The organism is Pseudomonas fulva NBRC 16637 = DSM 17717 (assembly GCF_000730565.1).
Lineage (GTDB): Bacteria > Pseudomonadota > Gammaproteobacteria > Pseudomonadales > Pseudomonadaceae > Aquipseudomonas > Aquipseudomonas fulva.
The window spans coordinates 31,930-43,528 of record NZ_BBIQ01000029.1; the positions used below are offsets into that span (position 1 = coordinate 31,930).

The window sequence follows — 11,599 nt, forward strand, 5'->3', positions numbered from 1 at the left end:
CTGTGAAACCAAGCAGTACGCTGTCACCGTGGTTGCTGGGAGCCTTCGGGCTCCTGGTCTTGAATTTTCAACCGGCGGCCCAGGCCGCCGATGACATAGACCCCGCATTACGCCAGATCGGGCCGTCCCTGCTCAGGGACGCGCCTGAAGCGGTACCGGCAAGGCCTGCCGTGGGCATGGCGCCGGTAGCCGGCGCGCAGGCCTTGGGGCTGTCCGAGGCCGTGTTGCAAGCCGCGCAATGGCACCCCAGCATCGCCGAGGCCATCGGTAACCTGTACAAGCAAGGCGAAGGTATCAACGTCGCCCGTGCAGGTTATTACCCGCAGATCTCCGGTGGCCTGCGTACCGGCTATGACACCGGGTACGGCGGTGACCGCAGCAGCCAGGCCATCAACCTGTCGCTCAAGCAGATGCTGTACGACTTCGGCAAGGTCGATCATGCGGTCAGCGCTGCCCAGGCCGCAGCCGCCCGGGCCCAGGCCAATATTTTGCTGGTGGTCGATGACCTGGCCCGGGACACGGCCTATGCCTGGATCGAAACGCGCCGCTATGAGCAGCTGATCGGCATTGCCCGTGACCAGATCCGCGGGGTGGGCGACATTGCCAACATGGCTCGCCAGCGCAGCGACATGGGCGCCAGCACCCGCTCTGACGTGGTCCAGGCCGAATCGCGGGTACAAAGCGCCCGCGCCGTGCTGGAGGAATACAGCGCCCAGTACGAACGCTGGCGCTCGACCCTGGCGGCCTTGCTCGGACGCGCCACGCCGGTCTCTCTGGACGAACGAACGCCTCGGGAACTGGCCCAGGCCTGCAAGCGCCCGAGCCAGGGCGACGAGCGCCTGCCAGCGGTACTGATGGCGCTTGCCCAACGTGCCCAGGGCCAGGCCGAACTGGCCCAGGCAAAGGCCGAGGCCTACCCCACCGTGTCGTTGCAGCCGCAGGTCAACCATTACCTGGACAACGACTACAACCGTGACAACTCGCGCCTGGACCGTACCCAGGCCGGTATCTACCTCAACGTGGAGGTACCCATCTACCAGGGCGGCTCCATCAGTGCCCGCAGCCGCGCGGCCGGCTATGCCCTGACGGCCGCCGATTCGGCCGAGGATGCCGCGCGCCTGCAGGCCCGTCGCGGCCTGGCCGAGGCCACCGCACAAACAGCGGGCCTGGGGCGCCGCCTGAACTCGCTCGAGGCCCGCCAGGACAGCATCCAGGAAGCGCGAATGCTTTATGGCCGCCAGTACCTGGACCTGGGCACGCGCCCCCTGCTCGACTTGCTCAATGCCGAGCAGGAAATCTACCAGTCGCGCTTCGAACTGGCCGGCACCCGTTCCGACCTGCTGCGTCTGGACGTGGACTGCCTCTACAACACGGGCGCCCTGCGGGCGGCCTTCGGCCTCGAGGGGCGTAACCTGCAAGGTGTGGAGATTCAGCCATGAGCGATCCGGTCAATGTGACGCTGCCCGAACCGGCCCAGGCCCCGGCGCCTGCCACCAGCGCGCGCGCTGACCTCGGCCCTTGGCTGGAGGTGATGCTGCAGGTCGCGCACCATTATCGTCTGGACGTGTCACCCCAGCGCATCCGCCTGGCCGCCGATGAGGATGCCCGGCCCCTGGACGAAATCCTGCGCCACATGGCCCGCCAAGCCGGCCTGGCCTTGCGCTTCGTGCGTTTCGACGCAAAAGGTTTGCGGCAATGGCGCACGCCGCTGGTGTTGGAGCTCGATGACGGCCAACTGGCGGTGGTCGAGTCGGTGACCCAGGAGGACGACCTGGCGGTGGTCTTCGCAGGCGATCAAGGGTTGACCTCGCGCCTGCCCCGCGATGCGCTGCAAGGCAGGATCACCCGCGTTGCACTGCTGCGCCCCGCACGGCCACTGCGCGATGTGCGCACCGATGACTACACCGCCCCGTACGACCGGCACTGGTTCGCCCGTATCGTACTGCGCGATCTGCGCCCGTACGGGCAAGTGATGATCGCCTCACTGGTCGCCAACGTACTGGCGCTGGCCGGGGTGCTGTTCTCGATGCAGGTCTACGACCGCGTGATTCCGGCTGAATCACTGCCGACCTTGTATGTGCTGTTTGGCGGCGTGGTGCTGGCGTTGGTGTTCGACTTCAGCATGCGCCTGCTGCGTCTCAAGGTCACCGACCTGTTGGGCAAGCGTGCCGACCTGCGCGTCAGCGACCTGGTCTATGGCCACGCCCTGCGCCTGCGCAACTCGGTGCGGCCCAAGTCCACCGGCTCGTTCATTTCGCAGTTGCGCGAGCTGGAGTCGATCCGCGACCTGATCACCTCCAGCACCGCGACGGCACTGGCCGACCTGCCCTTCTTCCTGCTGTTCCTGTTCGTGTTCTGGCTGATCGGCGGCGTGCTGGTGTTCGTGCCGATCGTGGCCCTGGTGGCGATGGTGGTGCCGGGCTTGCTCGCGCAGCGGCGCCTGGCACGGTTGGCCAATGCCTCGATGCGTGAGTCCTCGTTGCGCAATGCCATGCTGGTCGAGAGCATCCAGGGCCTGGACGAGATCAAGGCCCTGCAAGCCGAAGCGCGTTTCGAGCGGCAATGGAACCAGTACAACGCCGCCTGCGCCCACACCAACCTGCGCCTGCGCACCCTCACCAACGGGCTGGTGGCCTGGACGCAGAATGTGCAAGGGGCCGTGTTCGCCGTGGTCATCGTGATCGGCGCGCCCATGGTGATCGCCGGCGACCTGACCACCGGCAGCCTGGTGGCCGCCTCCATGCTGGCCTCGCGCATGATGGCGCCGCTGGCCCAACTGACCCATGTACTGACCCGCTGGCAGCAGGCCAAGGTGGCCCTGCAAGGGCTGGACAAGCTGATGCAGTCGCCAGTGGACCACCCCGAAGGCGAGGCACGGGTGCACATGCCTGCCCTGCGTGGTGAATACCGCTTGCGCCAGGCCACCTTCCGCTACAGCGAAGAGGCGCCGCCTGTGCTCAACATCGCGCAGCTGGACATTCGCCCGGGCGAGCGCATTGCCGTGCTCGGCCGCAACGGCGCTGGCAAGTCGACCTTGCTGCAGGCGCTGGCCGGTAGCATGGACCTGATGCAGGGGGAGGTGAGCCTGGACGGTATCGCCATGGCGCACCTGGACCCGGCCGACCTGCGCCGTGACGTGGGCTTGCTGTCCCAGTACGCCAGGCTGTTCCACGGCACCCTGCGCGAGAACCTGACCCTGGGCGCCGGCCAGGCCAGCGATCAGGAGCTGGTGGCGGCGCTGTCGGCCACCGGTGCGCTGGACTTCGTGCGTCGCCTGCCCAAAGGCATGGATCACCTGATCCTCGAAGGCGGCCTGGGCCTGTCCGGTGGGCAGCGCCAGGCCCTGGTGCTGTCGCGGCTGCTGGTGCGTCAGCCGCAGGTGCTGCTGCTGGACGAGCCCACCGCTTCGCTCGATGACATCACCGAGCGCCGGTTGCTGGATAACCTGGATCGCTTCTGCCAGGGCCGCACCTTGGTGATCGCCACCCACCGGTTGAGCGTGCTGCAACGGGTGGACCGCATCCTGGTGCTCGACGGCGGCCGTATCGTGATCGACGACGCACGCGACGCCGCGTTGGCCAAACTGCAAGGAGCGCAGGCATGAGCAACCATGAACTTCCCGCCTCTTACCTCGATGGTCAGGATGACCAGGCGGTGTTTCGGGCTGGGCGCCTGATCACCCTGTGCGCGGTGATGCTGGCGGCATTCCTGGCCTGGGCGGCCTGGTTCGAGGTGACCGAGGTGTCCACCGGCACGGGCAAGGTCATCCCCAGCTCCCGTGAGCAGGTGATCCAGTCGTTCGAAGGTGGGATCGTCGCGCAGATGAGCGTGGCCGAAGGAGATCTGGTCGAGCGCGGCCAGGTCCTGGCCCAGCTCGATCCGACCAAGACATCATCAAGCGTGGGCGAAAGCGAAGCCAAGTACCGCGCCGCCAAGGCCAGCCAGGCGCGCCTGCAGGCAGAGGTCACGGGCAAGCCGTTGAAATTCCCGGCCAGCCTGCGCGAGTCGCCCGAGCTGATCGAGGCGGAGACGGCGCTGTACACCACCCGCCGCCGTGGTCTTGAGCAGACGCTGGCCGGTATCGAGGACTCGCTGCGGCTGGTGCGCAGCGAGCTCAAGATCACCGAAAACCTGGCGAAGATGGGCGCTTCCAGCCGCGTCGAGGTCATCCGCCTGAACCGCCAGCGCTCGGAACTGGAGCTCAAGGCCACCGAGGCACGCTCGGAGTATCTGGTGCGGGCCAGGGAGGAACTGGCCAAGGCCAGTGCCGAGGCCGACAGCCTGTCGGAGGTAATCCGTGGCCGCAGCGACTCATTGACGCGCCTGACCTTGCGCTCGCCGGTGCGGGGTATCGTCAAGGACATCGAGGTCAACACCCTGGGCGGTGTGGTGCAGCCAGGTGGCCAGGTGATGAAGATCGTGCCGATGGATGAGCGCCTGCTGATCGAGACCCGCATCGCGCCACGGGACATTGCCTTCATTCACCCCGATCAGGCCGCCAAAGTGAAGATCAGCGCCTACGACTACTCGGTGTATGGCGGCTTGGACGGCAAGGTGGTGGGGATTTCGCCGGATACTCTGCAAGACGAGGTCAAACCTGAAATCTACTATTACCGGGTGTTCATTCGCACCGAACAGGACAGCCTGCAGAACAAGGCCGGCAAGCAGTTTGCAATCGTGCCAGGGATGATCGCCACGGTGGATATTCGCACCGGGGAGAAGACGATACTCGACTACCTCATCAAACCCCTGAACCGAGCCAAGGAAGCCTTGCGCGAGCGTTAGCGCAAGCGCCCCTAAAGCCTTTACGGAACAGGCCGATAACCTGTCATCCCCTGTTCCCCACCGAAGGTCACCATGGCCAAGCAAAATGCCCGCGCGGACGCGTTGTCCCTGCTGTTGTTCACCCTGCGCAGCGGCAAGCTGATGGCAATCAACCTGCTCAAGGTCAGCGAAATCATTCCGTGCCCGGCGCTGACCAAGCTTCCCGAGTCCCACCCGCATGTCAAAGGCGTGGCGACCTTGCGCGGGCATCCGCTGTCGGTGATCGACCTGTCCCGCGCCATTGGCGAGCAACCGCTGGCCGACCCCAACGGCGGGTGTTTGATCGTCACCGAGATCAGCCGCTCACGCCAGGGCCTGCACGTGCAAGCGGTCAGCCGCATCGTGCACTGCCTGAGCACCGACATCAAACCGCCGCCGTACGGTGCGGGCAAACAGTCGTTCATCACGGGCGTCACCCGCGTGGACAACACCCTGGTGCAGGTGCTCGACATCGAGAAGGTCATTCACGGCATCGCCCCGCCCCCCGTCGAATTGCCCGCCAGTGGCCTGAGCGTCGAGGACGCCAGCCTGCTGGCTGCCGCCAACATCCTGGTGGTCGACGACAGCAACGTCGCCCTGCAACAGTCGGTGCATACCCTGCGCAACCTGGGGATCGAATGCCGCACCGCCCGCAGTGCCAAGGACGCCATCGGCATTCTGCTGGAGCTGCAAGGCACGGCGCAGGAGATCAATGTCATCGTCTCGGACATCGAGATGAGCGAGATGGACGGCTATGCCTTCACCCGCAGCCTGCGCGAAAGCCCGGATTTCCAGCACGTGTATGTGCTGCTGCACACCTCGCTGGACAGCGCCATGAGCAGCGAAAAGGCGACCCAGGCCGGGGCCAATGCCATCTTGACCAAGTTCTCGTCCCCGGAGTTGACCGACTGCCTGGTGGTGGCGGCGCGGGCGGTGGTCTTCGCCGAGCGCTGACCTGCCCACACGGCGGCGGGTTTGCCCCTCGGACTGACTGGGGCATACTTCCATACCCCCTTTCGCAACCAACAGGAAGCCACGCATGAAACGTATCAGCCTCATCCTGATCAGTTGCGCCCTGTTCAGCGGCCTCGTCCAGGCTTCCAGCAGCCAGGCCTGGAACGAGCACCGCCAGCAAATGCTCAAGGCCTGCCTGGCTGCCAGCCAGTTCAAGAACGCCTATGCCCGTAGCAAGCCCGCCGAATTCGACGACCAGACCGGCATGAGCGCCCTGCTGGTCGAAGGCCTGTACCCGCAAAAGCACATGAAGCAGCGAACCGGTACCGAGTTGTGCCTGTATGACCGCAAGCAACAGCGGGCGTATGTGAGTGAATGGAGCCCGCAAACCAAGTGAGCGATAGCCTGCGTTTCGCCTGCACCGGCTGCGGCAAGTGCTGCAGCGGCCACCATGTGCCCCTGACCCTGGCCGAGTCGCAGCGCTGGGCCCGTGACGGCGGGCAGGTGATAGTGCTGATAGAGGCATTCGTGGTGGACGGCCCTGGCATGCCCCCTGAGCAACGCGAACATGTGCTGTTGCGCTCTCATGCCGTGCCCAGTGCCGACGGCCAGGTTCGGGTGTCGGTGACCTTCGCGGCCTTCAACCCTGGCCGTTGCCGCTACCTGGACGACAACGACCTGTGCGCCATTTACGACCAGCGCCCACTGGTGTGCAGGATCTATCCGGTTGAAATCAACCCGCACATTCCCTTGCGGCCCGAGAGCAAGGATTGCCCACCCGAGGCCTGGCAACAGGGGCCTGAGCTGATTCACGGCACACAGCTGGTCGATGCCGAGTTGCAGGCGCTGGTGCAGGCCTCTCGGCAGGCAGACAGGGAAGACATTGCGGCCAAGGTGGCGGTCTGCCAAGCACTGGGCATGACCACCAGCGCGCTCAAGGGCAACGGCTTCACGGCCTACCTGCCTGACATGCAGGCATTTGCCACAGCCCTTGCAGAGCATCCTCAGGACACAGGGGGGTCTTGGGCTCTGCATGTCGAAGACGCTGTATTGCAGGCCCAGTTACAGGCACTTGGGGTGCAGGTGACTGACCAGCCACCGGTTTATTACGCCTTTATCGGGTTCTAGGGGCAGGACGGGTGATGTTGGCTTGAACACCGTCAGCCCGTTTTACCCGGTCAGGGGCGCCGCTGCGGCTGTAGTGGCCTACGCAGTGGCCGTGCCACGCAGCTTCGCGACTCACAAGGTTCGGTGATCCTTTCACAGGGTGTGTTCACACCGCCCACTGAGCGCCTTGTCTTTCGTCACGCTACAAGGCTCTAAACCGGGCATTTCAACGACAATCTGCGCCATTCCAGCCCCGATACTTACCTTTTACGCAACAGTGCTTATCCAACTTCGCTCTGTTTAAACTGCCTTCACACGACTAACTTTACCCCTGTCCTCATTAGCACTTGCACCGCAAGAAGGTAGTTAGAAATGTCCAACAGTATGGGTATTGCCAGCGTGTTCGTCCTGTCGTCCCTGTTGTTGTCCCCCCTGGCCATGGCCGAAGAGTCGCCCGCATTCGTGGCCCGCAACGCCGAGTTCGCAGCGGCCCATCAGGACGCCCGCGAAACAGTGGCCGCCCAGCATGCCGAGACGGTCAAAGCCTCGCAGCAGACAGCGTCCAAAGCGGTTGTCGATACCGACGCCGACAGCTGAGCCTACGCCTCGGCGCGTTCAACATCCGCCATGGGATTCATCTGTTTCAATATGTTAGCCTCTAAAAAGCCGCTGCCCTATCAGCGGCTTTTTTTCGTATGCGCTGGGTTTTCCCCTGGCAGATTCGTCATGCAGCAAGCATGACCATCTCCTACAACAAGCACTGCCCCGCCTACCGATCAAGGAGTCAATACCGGTGTCTTTCGCGTTTCGCTTCACCCCGCTTTTCATTGCGCTCAGTGCAAGTATTCCCGTCACGGCCCAGGCCACCGATGACAATGCCGAAGGTTTTGTAGCGGGTTCATCGTTGAACCTGCACCTGCGCAATGCTTATTTCAACCGCGACTCCCACAATCAGGGTGCACGCGATACGCGGGAATGGGGTCAAGGGGCAGTGGCGCGCTTCGAATCCGGTTACACGCCAGGCATCGTCGGTTTCGGTCTCGACGCGCACGCCATGCTGGGGGTTAAGCTGGACGGTGGCGGTGGTCATGCAGGCACCAGCATTCTGCCTACACATGTGAAAGGCGACGGCGAACTGGGCGCTGCCCCGCATTCGTTTTCCACAGCAGGCGCGGCGCTCAAGCTCAAGGCGCTGGACACCGAGTTCAAGGCCGGCGACCTGTTCTTGACCAACCCCGTGATCGCCGGTGGCGAAACCCGCATGCTGCCGCAAACGTTCCGGGGTATCAGCCTGATCAACACCAGCGTCGAGGGGCTGCTGCTTGAGGGTGGCAAGGTCAGTTTCACCAAGCCCTACAACCAAAGCGGCCACCGCCGTATCGATACCTACTATGGCTCGCTGGATGAGCGCGGCAAGAGCAAGCACCTGAGCTGGGCGGGCGCAGCCTGGAGCGGTACACCCAACATCACTACCAGCGTGTATGCGGCCGAACTGAAGGATATCTGGAACCAGTACTACGCCGACTTCGACTACACCTACGTGGTCAACGAGCAGGTCAGCCTCAACCCTGGCGCCCACTTTTATCACACGCAAGACACAGGCCGGGCCTTGCTGGGCAGCATCGACAACAATACCTACAGCCTTCACCTGACACTCAATGCGGGCGCCCATACCGTGACGGCCGCCTATCAGCGGGTCAACGGCGATACCCCGTTCGACTACATCAACCTCGGTGACAGCGTCTACCTGGACAACTCGCGCATGTATTCGGACTTCAACGCGCCGAACGAGCGGTCCTGGAAACTTCAGTACGGGTACGACTTCGCCGGCCTCGACTTGCCCGGCTTGAGCGCATCGCTGTCTTACTCGCGGGGCAAGGCCGACCTGACCAAGGCCGCCCAGGGCAACAGCCACTACGATTACTACCGGGCCGATGGCAAGGATGCCCAGCACTGGGAACGCGACCTGGACATCAAGTACGTGTTCCAGGAAGGCGACCTCAAAGACCTCTCGGTACTGGTACGGTATGCCACGCACCGCGGCGGCCAGGGCTACGCCTCGATTGACGGCAACAGCAACAACGACGAGATGCGCGTGATTGTCGACTATCCCTTGAACGTGTTCTGACAGTCACTGCAATCACTGGCTGATCAGCGCGGCAGGGGAACCCCTGCCGCACGGTAATTCCGTCGGACGAACTTGTCCGACAATCTTCACTTGCCTAGAATGTCGCCGCCGCAAATGGCCCCCAGCAGTCGCGACCATGCCTACCTCACCGTTACGCCTCCCCCCCTCCCGGTCGCACCCCGAACTTGCTCTCGTGCTGGGCAGTTGCCTGGCCGTGTTCGCCATCGTGGCCATCGTCAGCTACTTGCTGATGCGCGAGCGTGAAAGCGTGGAGCAATCGGCCGTACGCTCGGCCAACAACATCGTGCAATTGATCGAAAGTGACATTTTGCGCAATGTCGAGCTTTACGATCAGGCCCTGCAAAGGCTGATCTGGGCGGTAGGCCGCAAGGAGCTGCCCTCCGTACCCGGCCCCCTGCGCCAGCGGCTGCTGTTCGATGACACCTTCGCCGACCGCAAGCGTGGGGATGTACTGTGGCTGAACAGCAACGGTGACGTGGTAGGCGATTCGACCAGCAGCGTACCGCGCAAGGCCAACTTCCGGGACACAGGCGTGTTCCAGACCCATTTGCACAACCCCAACACCACCCTGCTGGTGGGGCCGCCGTTCAAGGCCCGATTGGGCGACCTGGACTGGTGCATCAGTTTCAGCCGGCGCATCACCGACCCGAACGGTGATTTCGCAGGCATCGCGGCTGGCGCGCTGCGCCTTGGCTACGTTACCGATCTGTTCAAACGCCTGGATATCGGCGCCAACAGCAGCGTGAACCTGCTCAACGTCGAAGGCCAGCTTCTGGCCCGCCAGCCCATGGGCCCCTCCGATCCATCGGTCGGTAGCCAGCATGCCGGCAAACCCAATTTCCAGCGAATACTCGGGCAGCAGAGTGGCAGCTTCGTCGCGGCCTCCGCCGGGGATGACGGCGAGCGCATGTATACCTTTGCCCGCGTGGGCGACTTGCCGCTGATCGTGCTGGTGGTGCATGCCACCGACGAGGTGTTCGCGTCATGGCGCCGTACGGCACTGCTGGTCAGCGTTGCCACCGGGCTGCTGTGTGCGGGCATCATCTGGTTGACCTGGCTGCTCAGTCGCGAGCTGCGTCGCCGCTTCCAGGCTGAACAGCGCCTGGCGACCTTGGCCGCGACCGACAGCCTGACCGGCCTGGCCAACCGTCGGCACCTGGACCAAGTGCTGCGCCTTGAATGGGCACGTGCACAGCGTACGCGCCAACCACTGACGGTGCTGATGGTGGATGTGGATCATTTCAAGGCGTTCAATCAGCGCCACGGCCATGCGGGCGGTGACCATGTACTGCGCGAAGTGGCCAAGGCCATCGAGGCCTGTATCCGTCGGCCGGCCGATCTGGCCGCCCGGTATGGCGGGGAGGAATTTCAGGTGGTACTGCCGGAAACCGACGTGGAAGGGGCACGGATGCTGGCGGAACGAATATGCCGCAGCGTCGCACGACTCGCACCTTTTGGTGACGATACCCAACCGGTCACGGTGAGCATCGGTATTGGCAGCCTCAACGCACACACCCAGCAAGACCTTGCAGCCATGCTGGGTGGGGCGGATGAAGCGCTCTACCGGGCCAAGGCCAACGGCCGCAACCGGGTAGAAGGCCCGGTCACTTAGGACTGAGCGCGGACCTTGTCACGCAGCTCCTTTACTTCATCATGATTTTTCTGCACGCCTTGGAGCTGACGATCGACCAGTTCCAGGCTGCTTGCTGCGGCAGGGACGTTGAGCTTGACGAGCTTTTCACGGGCTTGACGGTACGCCTTCAGGGCATAGTCCTGGCCACGCTCGGTCTCGTTCATCACCGCCTCGTCATCATGGCTGGTGAAGGCTGTCTTAAGTTCGATCCAGGCACGGTGCAGGTCACCGGTGAAGCTGGTGGACGTCTCCGGGTCACCGCCCAATTTACGGACCTCGTCCTGAAGCTCCTTAACAGCTTCGCCGCAACCAGTGGCGCGCTCGGTCAGGAAGCCTTTGAGGTATTGATTCTTGACGTCTTCTGCCGATTTCAGAAAGCCTTTCTGGCCGTCTTTGCTGTATTCGATCAGGTCGTTGAGAATATCGATCACGTCTTTGTTGGTATCGCTCATGACTCAAACTCCTTGAGGGTTGATGAGTAGACAGGAGCAGCCTTCGTGCCAGCTTTCCAAAAAAAATAAACCCTTGTAAATCATTACCTTAAAAGATAAAGGCAAATTGCTATGCATCGCGTTCTGCATGATCCGCTTAGGTGGGTCGTGCAGTTTGCAGTATGGTGGGCGTCTTTATGACGAGTACGAAAATGTTCAACCCGGAACGTCTCGAACTGCTGGTGACCCGCAGCATGCCGTTCGGCAAATACCAAGGCAGGATCATTGCCGACCTGCCGGGCGATTACCTGGCGTGGTTTGCGCGCAAGGGCTTTCCCACGGGAGAGCTAGGGGAGTTGCTGGCGTTGATGCATGAGGTCGACCATAACGGCCTGGCTGACCTGCTGGCGCCGTTGCGGCGCAAGCATGGCTGTTGAGCGGGTTGGCCGACCGCGCCCTCACGGGACGGCACGGTGTAGCGCTGACTCCGCTCCCTGTAGGAGCGCCCCGGCAAGGCCGCTT

The 11,599-nt window shown here is 63.3% G+C and carries 11 protein-coding genes; 10 read left to right on the forward strand and 1 reads right to left on the reverse strand.

Translation table 11 applies throughout. The features are described from left to right. The first annotated feature begins 2 nt into the window (after positions 1-2). The 9 genes from PFU01S_RS20825 (at position 3) to PFU01S_RS20865 (ending at position 10,625) form a co-directional block, all read left to right on the forward strand. On the forward strand, positions 3-1,439 hold the full coding sequence (locus tag PFU01S_RS20825) for a TolC family outer membrane protein (protein WP_028688217.1): 1,437 nt from the start codon (positions 3-5) through the stop codon (positions 1,437-1,439). Next, on the forward strand, positions 1,436-3,604 hold the full coding sequence (locus PFU01S_RS20830) for a type I secretion system permease/ATPase (protein ID WP_028688218.1): 2,169 nt from the start codon (positions 1,436-1,438) through the stop codon (positions 3,602-3,604). The genes PFU01S_RS20825 and PFU01S_RS20830 overlap by 4 nt, the downstream gene beginning before the upstream one ends. Continuing rightward, positions 3,601-4,785: an HlyD family type I secretion periplasmic adaptor subunit gene (locus PFU01S_RS20835; protein ID WP_023534727.1), complete on the forward strand. Its 1,185-nt coding sequence runs from the start codon at positions 3,601-3,603 to the stop codon at positions 4,783-4,785. Before PFU01S_RS20830 ends, PFU01S_RS20835 begins: the two co-directional genes overlap by 4 nt. A 72-nt stretch (positions 4,786-4,857) precedes the next feature. Then, a complete protein-coding gene (locus PFU01S_RS20840; protein WP_027916572.1) occupies positions 4,858-5,757 on the forward strand; it encodes a chemotaxis protein in 900 nt (299 codons plus the stop codon). Between the two features lie 85 nt (positions 5,758-5,842). Continuing rightward, positions 5,843-6,154 carry a hypothetical protein gene (locus PFU01S_RS20845; protein ID WP_028688219.1) on the forward strand — a complete coding sequence of 104 codons (312 nt, stop codon included), beginning with the start codon at positions 5,843-5,845 and terminating at the stop codon, positions 6,152-6,154. Next, complete coding sequence (locus PFU01S_RS20850) at positions 6,151-6,885, forward strand: YkgJ family cysteine cluster protein (RefSeq protein WP_028688220.1); 735 nt, start codon at positions 6,151-6,153, stop codon at positions 6,883-6,885. The genes PFU01S_RS20845 and PFU01S_RS20850 overlap by 4 nt, the downstream gene beginning before the upstream one ends. Positions 6,886-7,236: 351 nt before the next feature. Continuing rightward, on the forward strand, positions 7,237-7,461 hold the full coding sequence (locus tag PFU01S_RS20855) for a hypothetical protein (protein WP_028688221.1): 225 nt from the start codon (positions 7,237-7,239) through the stop codon (positions 7,459-7,461). Positions 7,462-7,657: 196 nt separating this feature from the next. Further along, positions 7,658-8,992, forward strand: coding sequence for an OprD family porin (locus PFU01S_RS20860; protein WP_028688222.1), 1,335 nt, complete (start codon positions 7,658-7,660; stop codon positions 8,990-8,992). Between the two features lie 136 nt (positions 8,993-9,128). Beyond that, positions 9,129-10,625 (forward strand): sensor domain-containing diguanylate cyclase, encoded by a 1,497-nt coding sequence (locus PFU01S_RS20865; RefSeq protein WP_028688223.1) that lies wholly within the window; start codon positions 9,129-9,131, stop codon positions 10,623-10,625. Here the strand turns inward: PFU01S_RS20865 and PFU01S_RS20870 are convergent. Continuing rightward, positions 10,622-11,098 (reverse strand): PA2169 family four-helix-bundle protein, encoded by a 477-nt coding sequence (locus PFU01S_RS20870; RefSeq protein WP_028688224.1) that lies wholly within the window; start codon positions 11,096-11,098, stop codon positions 10,622-10,624. The genes PFU01S_RS20865 and PFU01S_RS20870 overlap by 4 nt on opposite strands. A gap of 191 nt (positions 11,099-11,289) precedes the next feature. On the opposite strand from PFU01S_RS20870, the gene PFU01S_RS20875 reads away from it, so the two are divergent. Next, complete coding sequence (locus PFU01S_RS20875; RefSeq protein WP_027916579.1) at positions 11,290-11,514, forward strand: DUF3820 family protein; 225 nt, start codon at positions 11,290-11,292, stop codon at positions 11,512-11,514. The last annotated feature ends 85 nt before the right edge of the window (positions 11,515-11,599 follow it).